Here is a 17,916-nt window from a genome sequence, read left to right as displayed (position 1 = left end):
AAAAAACAAATGACCAGTTTGTTGTATCAAGTCCCCACCGATGCGCAGGGTTGCTATGTTTTTAAGACAACGCTTGCGTGTGTGTCACACTTGCTACTTACAGTTTGATTTCGATGTCAACACCGGACGGCAGATCGAGACGCATCAGCGCATCTACCGTTTGCGGCGTCGGGTTCAAAATATCGATCAGGCGCTTGTGCGTGCGCATTTCGAACTGCTCGCGGGAATCTTTGTACTTGTGAACCGCACGCAGGATCGTGTATACCGCTTTTTCGGTAGGAAGCGGAATCGGCCCGGACACGTTTGCACCAGAGCGTTTCGCTGTCTCTACGATTTTCTCAGCGGATTGATCGAGGATTTTGTGATCGTACGCCTTCAGACGGATACGAATCTTTTGTTTTGCCATTGTAGTCCCTCCTTCTTCGCCCATTTTATAAACGGACATTTCTCCGTGGAAATATCCTGCACCCCAGCCATGGCAAAGGGGCCGGGTGTGTCAGCAACCTCCCACTTCATCGCAAGTCCATGACCAACATTCACTATTGTACTAAAATCGAATAGGCAGCGCAAGTTTTTTTTGGTGCGCCAAACCGTTGGAATATTTGGGCTGACACGGGTTTGCACACTTTGGGATTGGAGCGCGGCTCCTTTTTTTGATACAGTAGATGGAGACGAAAGGAAAGGGGCTTTGATCCGATGTCACAGCAGCCTTTTGCAACCCAATACGAGCTGATCGGCGGGGCTGAAACCCTGCGGCGCCTGATTGACGTTTTCTACGATCTGGTCAAGGCGCACCCCGATCTCGCGCCGATCTTCCCGGATGACCTGACCGAAACCAAGGAAAAGCAGTATATGTTCCTGACCCAGTTTCTCGGCGGTCCCGGGTTATACAGCGAGCGATACGGCCATCCCATGCTGCGGGCACGCCACATGCGCTTTCCCATCACCCCCAAAAAGGCGCAGGCCTGGCTTTCCTGCATGAGCGAAGCCATGGACAGCATCGGCCTCGAAGGAGAGGTCCGCAAGGCGATTTTCGAGCGGCTGACGCTAACCGCCTATCACATGGTGAATACGGCTGAACAATCCTGAGGCGCTGTCCCCATCGTGAACAGCGCCCGCATTTTGTCCTGATGTTTCCTTATTATAATAGAAGCATCTCATTGCTACGCCTCAAGCTGTTCCAGCCGGCGTGGTTTCGCTGCAGCTCCCTGGGCCCCCAGGAATACCCCCAGCACCACCAGCGCAAAGGCAAGCGCATGGACCCATTTCAACTCTTCCCCCAGCAGGACGGCCGAAAAAATCAAGCTGGCAAGCGGCATGCCATTGAGAAAAACAGCAGTCCGGCTGGCCCCCAATTGTCTGATTCCGTAGTTCCATCCAATCGAGCCGAGTCCGGTGGACACCCCGCCTGATGCGACGATCACCAGCCAGGTAAACGGCCGCGTGTCAATGGCCGCAAAGGTAGTGGCCGGATAGATGATCACGGAGATGAACCACAGCAGCAGGGCGGCCAATGCGTGTGAATAGCCCGTGACGATCAGCACCGGGACGCCTCGTGTTGTCAATTTGCGCACCAGCAGGCCGCCGATGACATACATCAGCATGGAGACAAACATGATAAGATCTCCCCAGCCGTTCAGCTCCACACCGCCGCTGCCGCTCGTCACCACAATCAGCACACCGCCAAAGCCCATCAGCACACCCAGCACTTTCCGGCGTGTCATTTCTTCCCCCAGAAAGATCATGGCCAAAAGCGCGGTGGACAACGGGTTTAAGCCCAGGATCAGCGACCCGGTCCCCGCCGACGTATACTGCAATCCCCACGCCAGCGTGATTTGGTGAAGCGTAATCATGGACAGCGCCACTCCCGCGATCAGCAGCAGATCCTGCCGCCTCACTCTCACGAATCCCTGTTTCCAGAGAATGATCGGCAGCAGGAAAAGTGACCCGATCGTCATCCGGATCGCTGCAAGCAAAACAGGCGGAAAAAAGCTCAGATACTTCACCATGACGACATTCAAGCCCCAAACGGTTACCACCGCGCAGAGGATCATGATGATACGACGTTCTTTACCCAACATCCGGTCGACCTTCTCTCATCCTTGCAATCAGCTATTTTCGTATTGTAGCACAGCCGGCCTCTCTTCCATATTCAATCATTTTCATCATGATGATGAAAATGATTGATGAACGATGTTTACCCGTGTCAGACTGCCGCCTGTCTCCCCGCCGGTACCTTGCGGAGAACACGGCAAAAACCCCCGAAAAGCTTTTCGGGGGTTTTCTGCGGGATTTACTTGCCGCTATTACTCGATGATCGCGGAAACTACGCCGGCGCCTACCGTACGGCCACCTTCGCGGATCGCGAAACGAGTACCTTGCTCCATCGCAACCGGTGCGATCAGTTCAACGGTGAACTCGGTGTTGTCACCAGGCATTACCATTTCAACGCCTTCCGGCAGTTGGATGATACCGGTAACGTCAGTGGTGCGGAAGTAGAATTGCGGACGGTAGTTGGAGAAGAACGGAGTGTGACGGCCGCCCTCTTCTTTGGACAGAACGTAAACTTCCGCTTTAAATTTACGGTAAGGTTTTACGGAACCCGGTTTTGCCAGAACTTGACCGCGCTCGATTTCTTTACGGTCGATACCGCGGAGCAGCGCACCGATGTTGTCACCAGCTTCTGCTTGGTCGAGCAGCTTGCGGAACATCTCTACGCCAGTAACGGTAGTGGATTTGGTTTCTTCAGCCAGACCGATGATTTCTACTTGGTCGCCCACTTTTACTACACCGCGCTCTACGCGACCGGTAGCAACCGTACCGCGACCGGTAATGGTGAATACGTCCTCAACCGGCATCAGGAACGGTTTGTCGGTTGCGCGCTCAGGAGTCGGGATGTAGCTGTCAACAGCTTCCATCAGTTCGAGGATTTTCTTCGCCCATTCGCCAGTCGGGTTGTCAAGCGCTTCTTTTGCGGAACCTTTGATTACCGGGATTTCGTCGCCCGGGAACTCGTATTGGGAGAGCAGGTCGCGAACTTCCATCTCTACCAGTTCCAGCAGCTCTTCGTCGTCAACCATGTCGCACTTGTTGAGGAATACAACAATGTACGGTACGCCTACTTGGCGGGAGAGCAGGATGTGCTCGCGGGTTTGCGGCATCGGACCGTCAGCAGCGGATACTACCAGGATCGCGCCGTCCATTTGAGCTGCACCGGTAATCATGTTTTTCACGTAGTCAGCGTGGCCCGGGCAGTCAACGTGAGCATAGTGACGGTTGTCGGTTTCGTACTCAACGTGAGCGGTGTTGATGGTGATACCGCGCTCTTTTTCTTCCGGAGCAGCGTCGATGCTGTCATAAGCCATTGCTTTTGCTTTACCTTGTTGCGCCAAAACGGTGGTGATGGCAGCAGTCAGGGTCGTTTTACCGTGGTCAACGTGACCGATGGTACCAATGTTTACGTGCGGTTTCGTACGTTCAAATTTTTCTTTTGCCATTGCAAAAAGCCTCCTTAAAGGTGAAGGTTTAATATGGGTCAAGAAAGGCTTACGCTATGCAGGATTTGTCCAAACAATATTGTAAACCTTTCTTGGTTTGAGATAAAGGGTAAAAGCTGGCGCTTGTGAAAATTCTACGCCTCAGATCCCTTGGACTTCTTGATGATCTCATCCGCAATGTTCTTCGGCACTTCTTCATAGTGGTCGAGTACCATCGCGTAGTTGCCGCGGCCTTGCGTACGGGAACGCAGGCTGGTGGAGTAACCAAACATTTCGGAGAGCGGAACCATCGCGCGGATGACCTGCGCGTTGGCACGCGCTTCCATCCCCTCGATGCGTCCACGGCGGGAGTTCAGGTCGCCCATGACGTCGCCCATGTACTCTTCCGGCACGGTTACTTCCACTTTCATGATCGGCTCGAGCAGAACCGCGTTACACTTCTTGGCCGCTTCTTTCAGCGCCAAGGAACCGGCCACTTTGAACGCCATCTCGGAGGAGTCGACATCGTGGTAGCTACCGTCAACCAGCGACGCTTTGATATCGACGAGCGGATAGCCGGCGAGCACACCGTTTTTCATCGCTTCTTCGATACCTGCTTGAACAGCCGGGATGTATTCTTTCGGTACCACGCCACCCACGATCTTGTTCTCGAACTCGAAGCCTTTGCCAGGCTCAAGCGGAGAGAACTCGACCCAAACGTGACCGTATTGACCACGACCACCGGATTGGCGAACAAATTTTCCTTCCACTTTTGCGGAGCCGCGGAATGTTTCGCGGTATGCCACCTGCGGTGCACCCACGTTTGCATCCACCTTGAACTCGCGCTTCAGGCGGTCAACGATGATCTCCAGGTGGAGCTCACCCATACCCGCGATGATGGTTTGACCGGTTTCTTCATCCGTCCAGGTTTTGAACGTTGGATCCTCTTCAGACAGCTTGGAGAGGGCGATACCCATCTTGTCCTGGTCCGCTTTGGATTTCGGTTCGATGGCGACGTTGATAACCGGTTCCGGGAACTGCATGGACTCCAGAATAACCGGAGCCTTCTCATCGCAGAGGGTGTCACCGGTTGTCGTGTCTTTCAGACCGACAGCTGCGGCGATGTCACCCGCATACACGATGGAGATCTCTTCACGGTGGTTCGCGTGCATCTGCAGGATACGGCCGATGCGTTCACGCTTGCCTTTCGTGGAGTTCAGCACGTAAGAACCGGAGCTCAGAGTACCGGAGTATACGCGGAAGAAGGTCAGCTTACCAACGTACGGATCCGTCATGATCTTGAACGCAAGCGCCGAGAACGGAGCGTTGTCGTCGGATTCACGGGTAACCTCTTCTTCGGAGTCCGGAATAACCCCTTTGATCGCCGGGATGTCAACCGGGGACGGCAGGTAGTCGATCACAGCGTCGAGCATGAGCTGAACGCCTTTGTTCCGGTAGGAAGAACCGCACAGAACCGGCACGATTTTCACCGAGATGGTACCTTTGCGCAGCGCAGACTTGATCTCTTCGACCGTCAGCTCTTCGCCTTCCAGGTACTTCATCATCAGTTCTTCGTCTTGCTCCGCTGCAGCCTCAACCAGGTTGTTGCGCAGGGTTTCGCACTTCTCTTTCAGATGATCCGGGATTTCGCCGACCACGATCTCTTTCCCCAAATCATCCTTGTAGAAGTACGCTTTGTTTTCGACGAGATCCACGATCCCTTCGAATGTATCTTCCGCCCCGATCGGATATTGGATCGGAACCGGATTGGCACCGAGGCGCGTCTTGATTTGCTCTACGCACATATCAAAGTTGGCGCCGATGATATCCATCTTGTTGATATAACAGATACGCGGTACGCCGTAACGGTCAGCCTGGCGCCATACCGTTTCGGTTTGCGGCTCTACGCCACCTTTCGCGTCAAACACGGTTACAGAACCATCGAGTACGCGCAGGGAACGTTCCACCTCAACAGTGAAGTCTACGTGGCCCGGCGTGTCGATGATGTTGATGCGATGGCCTTTCCATTGGGCCGTGGTGGCAGCAGACGTGATGGTGATACCGCGCTCTTGTTCTTGCTCCATCCAGTCCATGGTGGCTGCACCTTCGTGCACTTCACCAATCTTATGGACACGACCGGTGTAGAACAGAATACGCTCGGTAGTGGTTGTTTTGCCGGCGTCGATGTGAGCCATAATACCGATATTGCGCGTATTCGGCAGTGAGAACTCGCGAGCCATTTGGTATGCTCCTCCTCATATGTGGATATGGACGGGTATCCAAAGCGGATACCCGCTTTGGATACTACCAGCGATAGTGTGCAAACGCTTTGTTTGCCTCAGCCATCTTGTGCGTGTCTTCACGCTTTTTCACTGCTGCACCGGTATTGTTTGCCGCATCCATGATTTCAGCGGCAAGACGTTGTTCCATGGTTTTCTCACCGCGTTGACGGGAGTAGTTAACCAACCAGCGCAAACCGAGAGTCGTGCGACGCTCAGGCTTTACTTCAACCGGCACTTGATAGTTGGCACCACCGACGCGACGAGCCTTTACTTCGAGTACAGGCATGATGTTTTTCAGCGCTTCCTCGAATACTTCCATCGGGTTGCGGCCTGTACGCTCCTGAATGATATTGAACGCATTGTACAGGATGTTTTGGGCAACACCGCGCTTCCCATCGATCATCAGCTTGTTGATCAGACGAGTTACCAGCTTGCTGTTGTAAATCGGATCAGGCAGTACATCACGACGGGCTACTGGACCTTTACGTGGCATGTGTCCCCCTCCTTACTTTTAAGATATTTTCCATAGCATGATGGGCTCATGCGAGAATCTTACTTTTTGCCGCCAGCTGCTGCTTGGCCCGGTTTCGGACGCTTCGTGCCGTATTTGGAACGACCTTGCTTGCGGTTGTTCACACCGGCAGTGTCAAGCGCACCGCGAACAATGTGGTAACGTACCCCCGGCAAGTCTTTTACACGACCGCCGCGCACAAGGACGACGCTGTGCTCTTGCAGGTTGTGACCGATACCACCGATGTAAGCCGTAACCTCGATCCCGTTCGTCAAACGCACACGCGCGTATTTACGAAGAGCGGAGTTCGGTTTTTTCGGTGTCATGGTACCTACACGAGTACACACACCGCGTTTTTGCGGCGAGCTTTGGTTGGTTTGCTCCTTTTTGAAGGAGTTGTACCCTTTCTGCAGAGCAGGGGATTTGGATTTCACAACCTTCGCCTTGCGTCCTTTGCGGACCAGTTGGTTCATTGTAGGCATGATGGAGACCTCCCTTCTTGATTACCCGTTTTCAAGACCACAGATCCAGGTGAGTCATTTTTGGGGCAAATAGAAAGTTTTTGCGGACATGCTTCCTTTCAGCCTGTCGACAAAAACAGTGTTAACCACTTTTCTTTATCGCGGCCGCAGCCGCGCCCACGTCGATTCCACACGCCTTTCCCAGGCGCCGCATGGAATCTACATAGATGACTGGAACACCCTTCTCTTTACAGAGGAGCGCGATCTTGTTCGTCAAACGCTTGTCGGCATCTTCTGCGATAAACACCTCTTGGACGAGGTTGCTTTCGATCGCCTTCATCGTTTGGTTGATGCCGATCGTCAACTCCTTGGCCCGCTCTACTTTTTCATAAGACATGAGTTTCATATCCTCCAAAGTACCGAGTATCAGGCACACTTGAATATCATAGCAGGTTGTTTGGAAGAAGTCAACGCGGAAATTGAAAGAAACAGCAGCGCTTGAAAGAACCTGCACACGCCGAACAATAAAGCGAAGCCCGTCGCATCGGACGGGCTTCCGCAGCTTATTCTACCGGCACTGCTTCGCGAGCGGCTTGTTCCTGACTGTTTGCCTGCGCCTCGTATTCGGAGCGCGTCAGCACCTTGGTGCCGCGATAGCGGGCCATCCCCGTACCGGCCGGCACCAGCTTCCCGATAATCACGTTCTCTTTCAAGCCGAGCAGACGGTCCACTTTGCCTTTGATCGCCGCATCGGTAAGAACGCGCGTCGTTTCCTGGAAGGAAGCGGCGGACAGGAAAGAATCCGTCTCCAGCGACGCCTTGGTAATCCCGAGGAGAACCGGACGGCCCACCGCCGGATTTTTGCCTTCCAGCAGCACCTTGGCGTTCGCCGCTTCGAACTCGTGCACTTCGACGAAGGAACCCGGCAGGAGATCGGTATCCCCGCTGTCGATGACGCGCAGTTTGCGCAGCATCTGGCGGATCATCACCTCGACGTGCTTGTCGTTGATCTCTACCCCCTGCATCCGGTATACCTTCTGTACCTCTTGCAGGATATAGTTGGATACGCCGCGCTGGCCGCGAACCTTGAGCATCTCTTTCGGGTCGACGGAACCCTCTGTCAGCTCGTCGCCGGCGCTCAGCTTGGTGCCCACCGACACTTTGATGCGGGAACCGTATGGAACGGCGTATACCTTGTTCTCCGCTTCCCCGCGAACTTCGATTTCGCGGCGGTCCTTGCCTTCCCGAATATCGATCACTTCGCCGTCAATCTCGGAGATAACCGCCTGCCCTTTCGGATTGCGCGCTTCAAACAGCTCTTGAATACGCGGCAAACCTTGGGTGATGTCGTCCCCTGCAACCCCACCGGTGTGGAAGGTACGCATCGTCAGCTGCGTTCCCGGCTCCCCGATGGATTGGGCGGCGATGATACCGACCGCTTCGCCGATCTCCACTTCCGCACCTGTCGCCAGGTTGCGGCCGTAGCAGCGTTTGCAGACGCCGTGGCTGGTCCGGCAGGTCAGAACGGTCCGGATATAGACATCCTTGATGCCCAGCTTCTCGATCTTCTCGGCCACTTCATCCGAAATCTCTTCGTTGCGACCCACCAGGATCTCGTTGGTCTCCGGATGGCGGACGGTTTCAAAGCAGGTACGGCCGACGATCCGGTCTGCCAGTTTCTCGATCTCTTCCTTCCCGTCCTTGATGGCCGAGACGCGAATCCCCTTGTCGGTACCGCAATCTTCCTCACGCACGATCACGTCCTGGGCCACGTCAACCAGACGGCGGGTGAGATAACCGGAGTCTGCCGTCCGCAGCGCGGTGTCGGCAAGACCTTTCCGCGCACCGTGCGTGGAGATGAAGTACTCCAATACGGTCAAACCTTCGCGGAAGTTAGATTTAATCGGCAGCTCGATGATCCGGCCGGACGGGTTCGCCATGAGACCGCGCATGCCGGCGAGCTGGGTGATCTGCGATACGTTACCGCGCGCACCGGAGTTGGCCATCATGAAAATCGCGTTAAATTTATCCATCGATTTCATGAGGACATCGGTCACTTCATCCTTGGCTTTGGACCAGATCGAGATGACGCGGTCATAACGCTCGTCGTCGGTGATCAAACCGCGGCGGTATTGCGTCATGACGGTGTTCACCTTCGCTTCAGCCTCTTCCAGGATCTCCCGTTTTTTCTCCGGAACGACGATATCGGAGACCGCGATGGTGATCCCGGCCTTCGTCGAGTAGGCGAAGCCCAGTTCCTTGATCTTGTCGAGAATTTTGGCTGTCTCGGTCGTGCCGAAACGGCGGAAGCATTCGGAAATGATCGTGCCGAGGAACCCTTTCTTCACGGCGCCGTGATCCGGCAGCTTCTTGGCAAATTCCTTCAGATCAACGCCCTTTTCAAAGACAAAGTACTCATCCGGCACTTTGTTCTGCAGGTTGGCCTTGGTCGGAACATTGATATACGGCAGCTCCGGCGGGAAGATCTCGTTGAAGATGATCTTGCCGACCGTGGTAAACAGGAGCGCCTTTTCCTGTTCCGGGGTAAACGAGGTTTTCCCCAGGCTTTTGGCCGGAACGGCGATGCGTGTATGCAGGCTGATATAGCCGTTTTGATAGGCCGCAATCGCATCGTGCGGATCGCGGAAGACGGAGCCCTCGCCCTTGTCGCCTTCCCGCTCCAGGGTCAGGTAGTACGAACCGAGCACCATGTCCTGGGACGGAGTGACGACCGGTTTGCCGTCTTTCGGGTTCAGGATGTTTTGGGCAGCCAGCATCAGGATGCGCGCTTCCGCCTGCGCTTCTGCGGACAGCGGCACGTGAACGGCCATTTGGTCACCGTCGAAGTCCGCGTTGTATGCGGTACATACCAGCGGATGGAGACGGATGGCGCGGCCTTCCACCAGCACCGGCTCGAATGCCTGAATCCCCAGTCTGTGCAGCGTGGGGGCGCGGTTCAACAGGACCGGATGCTCGCGGATCACGTCTTCCAGTACGTCCCACACTTCCGGCTGCACGCGCTCCACTTTCCGCTTCGCGCTCTTGATGTTATGGGCAAGCCCTTTGGCCACCAGCTCTTTCATTACAAATGGCTTGAACAGCTCCAGCGCCATTTCCTTCGGCAGACCGCACTGATACATCTTCAGATTCGGTCCGACGACGATTACGGAACGGCCGGAGTAGTCCACGCGCTTACCCAGCAGGTTTTGACGGAAGCGCCCTTGTTTTCCCTTCAGCATGTGGCTGAGCGACTTGAGCGGACGGTTGCCGGGTCCGGTAACCGGACGGCCGCGGCGGCCGTTGTCGATCAGGGCGTCCACCGCCTCCTGCAGCATGCGCTTCTCGTTTTGGACGATGATGTCCGGCGCGCCCAGTTCGAGGAGACGCTTCAGACGATTGTTCCGGTTGATCACGCGGCGGTACAGGTCGTTCAAGTCGGATGTGGCAAAACGGCCCCCGTCCAATTGCACCATCGGACGCAGCTCCGGCGGAATTACCGGCAGGACGTCCATGACCATCCACTCCGGACGGTTGCCGGAGTTGCGGAACGCCTCCAGCACTTCCAGACGCTTGATCGCACGGTTGCGGCGCTGGCCCTGCGCGGTTTTCAGCTCTTCTTTCAGATGCTCCACTTCTTTGTCCAGATCGATTTCCTGGAGCAGGCGCTTGATCGCTTCAGCCCCCATCATCGCCTGGAAGGCATAGCCGTATTTTTCACGATAGTTGCGGTACTCTTTCTCAGACAGCAGCTGCTTCTTGTCGAGCGGCGTATCGCCCGGATCGGTCACCACATAGGATGCGAAATAGATCACTTCCTCCAGCGAACGGGGGGACATGTCGAGCACAAGCCCCATCCGGCTGGGGATCCCTTTGAAATACCAGATGTGAGAGACAGGGGCAGCCAGTTCAATGTGCCCCATCCGCTCACGACGCACCTTGGCGCGGGTCACTTCCACGCCGCAGCGATCGCACACGACCCCTTTGTAGCGGACGCGCTTGTACTTGCCGCAGTGGCATTCCCAGTCCTTGGTCGGACCGAAGATGCGCTCGCAGAACAGGCCGTCTTTTTCCGGTTTCAGCGTGCGGTAGTTGATCGTTTCCGGTTTTTTCACTTCTCCGAAAGACCAGGAACGGATTTTGTCCGGGGAAGCCAAACCGATCTTCATGTATTCAAAATTGTTAACGTCAATCACAGGGCGTTACCTCCCTTGTACCGGAATCTTACTCTTCGTCCAAGCTTCCACCTTCAAGCACGAGGTTCAGTTTTTCGCCGCTTCCTTCATCCTCGTCCTCGATCTCGCGCATCTCAATCTCACGCTCGTCTTCGGAGAGGATTTTGACATCCATCCCCAAGCTTTGCAGCTCTTTGATCAGTACCTTAAACGATTCGGGAACGCCTGGTTCCGGTACGTTTTCGCCTTTGACAATCGCTTCGTACGTTTTCACGCGGCCCACGACGTCGTCGGATTTGACGGTGAGAATCTCCTGCAAGGTGTAGGCGGCACCATACGCTTCCAGCGCCCAAACCTCCATCTCCCCGAAGCGCTGTCCGCCGAATTGGGCTTTCCCGCCCAGCGGCTGCTGCGTAACGAGGGAGTATGGACCCGTCGAACGGGCATGGATCTTGTCGTCAACCAGGTGAGCCAGCTTCAGCATGTACACGCAGCCCACGGTGACGCGGCGGTCGAACGGTTCACCCGTACGTCCGTCGTACAGGATAGTTTTACCGTCGCGGTCCAAGCCGGCTTCTTCCAGCGTCTTGAACACATCGTCCTGCCGCGCGCCGTCGAATACCGGTGTCGCCACGTGGATGCCAAGCATCTTCGCCGCCATCCCCAGGTGGGTTTCCAATACCTGACCGATGTTCATCCGGGACGGCACGCCCAACGGATTGAGCACGATTTCCACCGGTGTGCCATCCGGCAGGAACGGCATGTCTTCCTCCGGCATGATGCGGGCGATAACCCCTTTGTTTCCGTGGCGGCCCGCCATTTTATCCCCGACGGAGATTTTCCGTTTTTGCGCGATGTAGACGCGTACCAATTGATTGACGCCAGGCGGCAGCTCGTCGCCGTTTTCGCGGGTAAATACCTTCACGTCCACGACAATGCCCGATCCGCCGTGCGGCACACGCAGAGAGGTGTCGCGCACCTCGCGCGCCTTTTCGCCGAAAATGGCATGCAGCAGGCGCTCTTCCGCGGTCAGCTCGGTGACGCCCTTCGGCGTTACTTTTCCGACGAGGATATCGCCGTCTTGAATCTCCGCGCCGACGCGCACGATGCCGCGCTCGTCGAGATTTTTCAGCGCATCTTCACCCACGTTCGGGATGTCGCGCGTGATTTCCTCCGGACCCAGCTTGGTGTCGCGGGCCTCGGATTCGTACTCTTCAATGTGAATCGACGTGTATACATCGTCTTTTACCAGCTTCTCGCTCAGCAGGATGGCGTCTTCGTAGTTGTACCCTTCCCATGTCATGAAGGCGACGATCACGTTGCGGCCAAGCGCCAGTTCCCCTTTTTCGGTGGACGGACCGTCCGCCACGATATCGCCGGCTTCCACCCAGTCGCCTTTCTTGACGATCGGGCGCTGGTTGATGCATGTTCCCTGGTTGGAACGGATAAACTTATGCAGCTTGTATTTGTCCAAATCGCCGGCTACCTTCCTGCCGTCAATCTCTTTATACCGGCGAATCCAGATCTCCCGCGCCGTCACACGCTCAACCTGGCCGGCGTGACGGGCCACGATGACCACCCCGGAATCCTGGGCGGCCTTGTGCTCCATGCCGGTGCCGACGAACGGTGCCTGCGGAACCAGCAGCGGAACCGCCTGCCGCTGCATGTTGGATCCCATCAGCGCACGGTTGGCGTCGTCGTTTTCCAGGAACGGAATCAGCGCGGTGGCCACGGAGACCACCTGTTTCGGCGACACGTCCATGAAATCCACCTTGTCGCGCGGCACGATCAGGTTTTCGCCCTTGCGGCGGCAGATCACGGTCTCGTTGATGAAACGACCCTCTTCATCCAGCGGTTGATCGGACTGGGCCACGTTGTACACATCTTCTTCGTCAGCGGTGAGGTAGACGATCTCGTCCAGCACGCGTCCCGTCTCCGGATCTACCTTGCGGCGCGGGGTTTCAATAAAGCCGTAGTCATTGATCCGCGCATAGGTGGAGAGGGAGTTGATCAGACCGATGTTCGGACCCTCCGGCGTCTCAATCGGACACATCCGGCCATAGTGCGAATGGTGAACGTCGCGCACTTCAAAACCGGCGCGCTCCCGCGTCAGACCGCCGGGACCCAGCGCAGAGAGACGGCGCTTGTGCGTCAGCTCGGCAAGCGGGTTGGTCTGATCCATGAACTGGGACAGCTGGGAGCTGCCGAAGAACTCCTTGATCGCCGCGATGACCGGGCGGATGTTAATCAGCGCTTGCGGCGTGATCTGGTTCTGGTCCTGGATCGACATGCGCTCGCGCACCACGCGCTCCATCCGGGAGAGACCGATGCGGAACTGGTTCTGCAGCAGTTCGCCCACGGAACGGAGGCGACGGTTGCCGAGGTGGTCGATATCGTCCGTATTGCCCACGCCGTGCAGCAGGTTGATAAAGTAGTTAATGGAGGCCACAATATCTGCAGGCGTGATGTGCTTGATCGATTTGTCCACGTTGCCGTTGCCGATCACCTTGATGATCTTGCCGTCTTCATTCGGCGAGAAAATGTTGATCGACTGCAGCCGGATCACATTCTCTTCCAGAATGCCGCCGTGGGTGCGGACATCCATGAAGCCTACGCTCTCTTCCAGCGCCGGCAGAATCCGGTCCATCAGGCGGCGGTCGATGATCTGCCCGGCTTCGGCGATGATTTCACCGGTTCTGGTATCCACCAGGGTTTCCGCCAAACGCTGGTTATACAGGCGGTTTTTGATATGAAGCTTTTTGTTCATTTTATAACGCCCGACAGAAGCCAGGTCGTAGCGCTTCGGATCGAAGAAACGCGAAACGAGCAGGCTCTTCGCATTCTCGATGGTCGGCGGCTCGCCCGGACGCAGACGCTCATAGATTTCGATGAGCGCTTTCTCTGTCGAGTCGGTGTTGTCCTTCTCCAGGGTGTTTTTGATATATTCATCTTCCCCAAGCAAGTTCAGAATCTCCACATCGGAGCTGAAGCCGAGGGCGCGCAGCAGGACGGTCACCGGAATTTTGCGGGTGCGGTCGATGCGGACGTAAATCACATCTTTCGCATCCGTCTCCAGCTCCAGCCAGGCGCCGCGGTTCGGAATGACCGTTGCGGTATAGGTATGTTTGCCGTTTTTGTCGACTTTCTGGTTGTAATACACGCTTGGAGATCGAACGAGCTGACTGACGATGACACGTTCAGCGCCGTTGATGATGAAGGTCCCGGTTTCGGTCATCAGCGGGAAATCGCCCATGAACACTTCCTGTTCCTTCACTTCACCCGTTTCCTTGTTCAAAAGACGCACTTTTACCCGCAGCGGGGCCGCATAGGTAACGTCACGTTCCTTTGACTCATCCACATCGTACTTGGGTTCTCCCAAACTGTAATCAATGAATTCAAGAACGAGATTGCCGGTGAAATCCTGAATGGGAGAAATGTCCTGGAACATTTCCCGCAGGCCTTCGTCCAGGAACCATTGATACGATTTCTGCTGAATCTCGATCAGATTCGGCAGACCCAGTACTTCGTTAATGCGCGAATACGTGCGACGCTGGCGGTGTCGGCCGCATTGAATCACTTTACCTGCCAACTCATTCACCCCTCAGTTTCTGTGCATACACACAAAAATAAAAATGGGTTAAACCAGGAACACCATTTTTAACCCAAAAAACCTCTATTTTAAAAGATTTCCCAACTATTTACACCTGCATTCCTCCTTGTTTATATAAAGAAGAAAAGGGTTGACAAAGCAGGGAATAGCAAAAAATAGCATACATACCCATATTGACATTTTACAATGTTATCACAACCACTTTTTTGCGTCAAGGGCGAATTACATTTCTTCTTTGATGGCGCGGAAGATGTGATATCCTTTGCTCCTCTCCACTTCCTCCACGCGAGCGTAGGTTTCCTCCAGTTTTTTCCGGGCGGAAGGGGCCCCCTGCTTCTTTTGGATCACGACCCACAACTCTCCGCCGGGAACCAGCAGCGCGTGCCCTTCCGTAAAAATCCGGTGAACCGTCTCCTTGCCGGCCCGAATCGGCGGGTTGGTCAAAATCACGTCGAAGGTTTGGTCACTCACTTCGCTGTACAGATCGCTCACCCGAATCTCTACATTGCGGATGGCATTTTGTGCGGCGTTGCGGCGCGCCAGCGATACCGCCCGCTCATTGATGTCGATCATGGTGACGCTGCCTTGATCCGCCAGCTTGGCGGCAACCAACCCGATCGGACCGTATCCGCAGCCCACATCCAGGACCCGTGCGGCACGCGGAATCTGCATGGTCTCGATCAGCAGCACGCTGCCAAAATCGATCCGGTCCCGGGAAAACACGCCGGCATCTGTGACAAAGCGCAGGGAAAAGCCGCGCAGTTCAAACGTAAACTCCTGCTCGTCATGACGGGCGTCTGGATGTTGGGAGAAGTAATGGTTGGTCACGGGTTAATCCCCTTTCATGCTGTCTGCTATGCAAAAACCCCCTGCCATAGGCAAGGGGTTGTTTCCGCCAGCAGTAACTCAACTTACTTGATTTCGACAGTTGCGCCAGCTTCTTCGAGTTTTGCTTTGATGGATTCGGCTTCTTCTTTGGATACGCCTTCTTTGAGCGTTTTCGGAGCGTTGTCTACCAGGTCTTTTGCTTCTTTCAGGCCCAGACCGGTCAGCTCGCGAACAACCTTGATAACGTTGATTTTGGAAGCGCCGCCGCTTACCAGGTTCACGGTGAATTCCGTTTGCTCAGCAGCTGCTTCAGCAGCGCCGCCGCCAGCTACTACCGCTACCGGAGCAGCAGCGGTTACGCCGAATTCTTCCTCGATGGCTTTAACCAGTTCGTTCAGTTCCAGAACGGACATGCTTTTGATCGCTTCCAGGATTTGCTCTTTGCTCATTTTGTTATCCTCCCATCACGAGATTAATTTCATAAGATTGATTACGCGCCTTGGCCTTCTTTTTGCTCTGCCACCGCTTTGACTGCAAGCGCGAAGTTGCGAACCGGTGCTTGCAGCACGCTGAGCAGCATGGAAAGGAGACCTTCGCGGGACGGCAGTGCAGCCAGCGCCTTGATTTGATCAGCGCCCACTACTTTCCCTTCGATTACGCCGCCTTTGATTTCCAGCTTCTCGTTTTTCTTCGCAAACTCAGCCAGAATTTTTGCCGGCGCAATCACATCAGTCGCCGAGAACGCAATCGCGTTCGGACCCGTCAGGTATTGATCCAGCTCGGTCAGGTTTTCCTTCGCTGTCGCCAGACGAGTCAGCGTGTTTTTGTACACTTTGAACTCAACGCCTGCTTCGCGCAGTTGTTTGCGGAGTTCGGTCACTTGCGCCACTGTCAGACCGCGGTAGTCAGCCACAACCGTGGTTTGGCTCTCGCGCAGCTTTGTAGCGATCTCGTTAATCGTTTGAACTTTTTCTTCACGAATAACGGTAGGACGAATTTCTGCCATGATTTACACCTCCCGTGCGTCAAACCTGGTCAAAAAGAAAAGGCCCTCGCAGACATACGAGGGCATAATGTATCACGCATGAAAACAATCGTTTTCACTGTCCATTACACGCCTCGGAGGGATATTAAGCACGGCCTGCAAGCAAGCCGGCACCTTCTGTCTACGGCATGACACGATTCTTTTATCAACAGGCTCTATCGTAACAACTTCACTCAAGGAAGTCAAGTGCAATTATTTTACAGCGACGCGAACGCCAGGACCCATCGTGGAGCTGATGGAAACGTTTTTCATGTAAACGCCCTTGGCCGCTGCCGGTTTCGCGCGGTTCAGCGCTTCGGTCAGGGCAGCCAGGTTCTCAGCCAGCTTCTCGGTATCGAAAGAGACTTTTCCGATCGGCGCGTGGATGTTGCCGGCCTTGTCAACGCGGTACTCGATTTTACCCGCCTTGATCTCGTTGACGGCTTTCGCTACATCGAACGTAACGGTACCGGTTTTCGGGTTCGGCATGAGCCCTTTCGGACCGAGCACACGGCCCAGCTTCCCTACTTCACCCATCATGTCAGGGGTTGCCACCACTACGTCGAAGTCGAACCAACCGCCTTGGATTTTGGCGATCAGATCTGCATCGCCGACATAGTCAGCACCGGCAGCTTCCGCTTCTTTTGCCTTTTCGCCCTTGGCGAAAACGAGGACGCGCTGCACTTTACCGGTACCATGCGGCAGCACAACCGCACCGCGGATTTGCTGGTCGGCACGCTTCGGGTCTACACCCAGACGGAATGCCGCTTCCACGGTCTCGTCGAATTTGGCGGACGCCGCCTTTTTCACGAGCTCGATGGCTTCGGTTACTTCATATACCTTGTTCTTGTCAATCAGCTTTGCAGCCTCTTGATATTTCTTCCCACGTTTTGGCATTGTTTGTCTTTCTCCCTTCATTTGTGGTCGTAGCGGTTTAATCCTCCCACAAACGCGGGGTACAGGTCCTGTACCCCGCGACAGACAGCGATGATTAGTCTTCGATGACGATACCCATGGAACGGGCGGTACCTTCGATCATGCGCATGGCCGCTTCCACGGATGCCGCATTCAGATCAGGCTGCTTCAGCACGGCGATTTCGCGTACCTTGTCGCGTTTCAGCGTAGCAACCTTGGTCTTGTTCGGCACACCGGAACCGGATTCGATACCGGCAGCTTTTTTCAGCAGCACCGCAGCCGGCGGGGTTTTCGTAATGAAAGTGAAGGAACGGTCTTCATAAACGGTAATTTCTACCGGAATGATCATTCCTGCTTCGCTTTCCGTACGAGCGTTGAACTCTTTGCAGAAGCCCATGATGTTCACACCAGCTTGACCGAGAGCCGGACCAACTGGAGGTGCAGGGTTCGCTTTACCTGCCGGGATTTGTAGTTTAATTACGCGGATTACCTTTTTCGCCACGTAAGGACACCTCCTTGCTTCGATTGTGGTTATGCGGGGGAACGCCCCCTCCCACCGATTGTGCGGAAGTCTTCACGTATGTAAGACGTTCCAGATCTATAGTGAGAGTACGGGAAACCGCATCTTCATGAATGA

General features: G+C 55.1%; 15 protein-coding genes and 1 other annotated feature. Of the genes, 1 reads left to right on the top strand and 14 read right to left on the bottom strand.

All coding sequences use genetic code 11. The annotated features are described in order from the left end of the window. Positions 1-97: 97 nt before the first annotated feature. The gene (rpsJ, locus tag G3578_RS18760) at positions 98-406 is read right to left on the bottom strand and encodes a 30S ribosomal protein S10 (protein WP_003333796.1); all 309 of its coding nucleotides are present in this window, start codon (positions 404-406) and stop codon (positions 98-100) included. A 290-nt stretch (positions 407-696) separates the two neighbouring features. On the opposite strand from rpsJ, the gene G3578_RS18750 reads away from it, so the two are divergent. After that, positions 697-1,089: a globin domain-containing protein gene (locus G3578_RS18750; RefSeq protein ID WP_165214847.1), complete on the top strand. Its 393-nt coding sequence runs from the start codon at positions 697-699 to the stop codon at positions 1,087-1,089. Between the two features lie 74 nt (positions 1,090-1,163). Here G3578_RS18750 and G3578_RS18745 read toward each other — a convergent pair whose 3' ends face one another. The 13 genes from G3578_RS18745 to rplK all read right to left on the bottom strand — a co-directional run bounded on the left by G3578_RS18745 (position 1,164) and on the right by rplK (position 17,781). Next, positions 1,164-2,081 (bottom strand): DMT family transporter, encoded by a 918-nt coding sequence (locus tag G3578_RS18745; RefSeq protein ID WP_165214844.1) that lies wholly within the window; start codon positions 2,079-2,081, stop codon positions 1,164-1,166. Between the two features lie 225 nt (positions 2,082-2,306). Then, positions 2,307-3,497 carry an elongation factor Tu gene (gene tuf / locus G3578_RS18740; RefSeq protein ID WP_165214840.1) on the bottom strand — a complete coding sequence of 397 codons (1,191 nt, stop codon included), beginning with the start codon at positions 3,495-3,497 and terminating at the stop codon, positions 2,307-2,309. 134 nt (positions 3,498-3,631) lie between these two features. Next, a complete protein-coding gene (gene fusA / locus G3578_RS18735; RefSeq protein ID WP_165214837.1) occupies positions 3,632-5,716 on the bottom strand; it encodes an elongation factor G in 2,085 nt (694 codons plus the stop codon). Between the two features lie 64 nt (positions 5,717-5,780). Further along, positions 5,781-6,251, bottom strand: coding sequence for a 30S ribosomal protein S7 (gene rpsG / locus G3578_RS18730; RefSeq protein WP_165214834.1), 471 nt, complete (start codon positions 6,249-6,251; stop codon positions 5,781-5,783). A 59-nt stretch (positions 6,252-6,310) separates the two neighbouring features. Further along, positions 6,311-6,751: a 30S ribosomal protein S12 gene (rpsL, locus tag G3578_RS18725; RefSeq protein WP_165214831.1), complete on the bottom strand. Its 441-nt coding sequence runs from the start codon at positions 6,749-6,751 to the stop codon at positions 6,311-6,313. 121 nt (positions 6,752-6,872) lie between these two features. Then, a complete protein-coding gene (locus G3578_RS18720) occupies positions 6,873-7,127 on the bottom strand; it encodes a 50S ribosomal protein L7ae-like protein (protein ID WP_165214828.1) in 255 nt (84 codons plus the stop codon). Positions 7,128-7,293: 166 nt separating this feature from the next. Next, on the bottom strand, positions 7,294-10,923 hold the full coding sequence (gene rpoC, locus G3578_RS18715) for a DNA-directed RNA polymerase subunit beta' (RefSeq protein WP_165214825.1): 3,630 nt from the start codon (positions 10,921-10,923) through the stop codon (positions 7,294-7,296). 28 nt (positions 10,924-10,951) lie between these two features. Further along, on the bottom strand, positions 10,952-14,491 hold the full coding sequence (gene rpoB, locus G3578_RS18710; protein ID WP_165214822.1) for a DNA-directed RNA polymerase subunit beta: 3,540 nt from the start codon (positions 14,489-14,491) through the stop codon (positions 10,952-10,954). A gap of 243 nt (positions 14,492-14,734) precedes the next feature. After that, positions 14,735-15,340, bottom strand: coding sequence for a methyltransferase (locus G3578_RS18705; RefSeq protein WP_165214819.1), 606 nt, complete (start codon positions 15,338-15,340; stop codon positions 14,735-14,737). An 83-nt stretch (positions 15,341-15,423) separates the two neighbouring features. Next, positions 15,424-15,789 (bottom strand): 50S ribosomal protein L7/L12, encoded by a 366-nt coding sequence (rplL, locus tag G3578_RS18700; RefSeq protein ID WP_165214816.1) that lies wholly within the window; start codon positions 15,787-15,789, stop codon positions 15,424-15,426. A 41-nt stretch (positions 15,790-15,830) separates the two neighbouring features. After that, the gene (gene rplJ, locus G3578_RS18695) at positions 15,831-16,346 is read right to left on the bottom strand and encodes a 50S ribosomal protein L10 (protein ID WP_165214813.1); all 516 of its coding nucleotides are present in this window, start codon (positions 16,344-16,346) and stop codon (positions 15,831-15,833) included. 26 nt (positions 16,347-16,372) lie between these two features. Beyond that, positions 16,373-16,530, bottom strand: a sequence feature (ribosomal protein L10 leader region). A gap of 47 nt (positions 16,531-16,577) precedes the next feature. After that, positions 16,578-17,261, bottom strand: a complete 684-nt coding sequence (gene rplA, locus G3578_RS18690; RefSeq protein ID WP_165214810.1) for a 50S ribosomal protein L1 — start codon at positions 17,259-17,261, stop codon at positions 16,578-16,580. A 94-nt stretch (positions 17,262-17,355) separates the two neighbouring features. Beyond that, positions 17,356-17,781, bottom strand: coding sequence for a 50S ribosomal protein L11 (gene rplK / locus G3578_RS18685; protein ID WP_165214807.1), 426 nt, complete (start codon positions 17,779-17,781; stop codon positions 17,356-17,358). Between the last annotated feature and the right edge of the window lie 135 nt (positions 17,782-17,916).

This window comes from Brevibacillus sp. SYP-B805 (assembly GCF_011059135.1).
Taxonomy (GTDB): Bacteria; Bacillota; Bacilli; order Brevibacillales; family Brevibacillaceae; genus Brevibacillus_F.
The sequence above is the reverse complement of the archived record's forward strand: the minus strand, read 5'-3'. Positions and strand labels throughout refer to the sequence as shown.

Excerpts from the sequence above, each read along its gene's own strand:
- G3578_RS18745 (WP_165214844.1), bottom strand. The coding sequence starts at position 2,081 with ATGTTGGGTAAAGAACGTCGTATCATCATGATCCTCTGCGCGGTGGTA.
- rpsJ (WP_003333796.1), bottom strand. The coding sequence starts at position 406 with ATGGCAAAACAAAAGATTCGTATCCGTCTGAAGGCGTACGATCACAAA.
- rpsG (WP_165214834.1), bottom strand. The coding sequence starts at position 6,251 with ATGCCACGTAAAGGTCCAGTAGCCCGTCGTGATGTACTGCCTGATCCG.
- rplL (WP_165214816.1), bottom strand. The coding sequence starts at position 15,789 with ATGAGCAAAGAGCAAATCCTGGAAGCGATCAAAAGCATGTCCGTTCTG.
- G3578_RS18720 (WP_165214828.1), bottom strand. The coding sequence starts at position 7,127 with ATGTCTTATGAAAAAGTAGAGCGGGCCAAGGAGTTGACGATCGGCATC.
- fusA (WP_165214837.1), bottom strand. The coding sequence starts at position 5,716 with ATGGCTCGCGAGTTCTCACTGCCGAATACGCGCAATATCGGTATTATG.
- rplJ (WP_165214813.1), bottom strand. The coding sequence starts at position 16,346 with ATGGCAGAAATTCGTCCTACCGTTATTCGTGAAGAAAAAGTTCAAACG.
- rpsL (WP_165214831.1), bottom strand. The coding sequence starts at position 6,751 with ATGCCTACAATGAACCAACTGGTCCGCAAAGGACGCAAGGCGAAGGTT.
- G3578_RS18750 (WP_165214847.1), top strand. The coding sequence starts at position 697 with ATGTCACAGCAGCCTTTTGCAACCCAATACGAGCTGATCGGCGGGGCT.
- rplA (WP_165214810.1), bottom strand. The coding sequence starts at position 17,261 with ATGCCAAAACGTGGGAAGAAATATCAAGAGGCTGCAAAGCTGATTGAC.
- tuf (WP_165214840.1), bottom strand. The coding sequence starts at position 3,497 with ATGGCAAAAGAAAAATTTGAACGTACGAAACCGCACGTAAACATTGGT.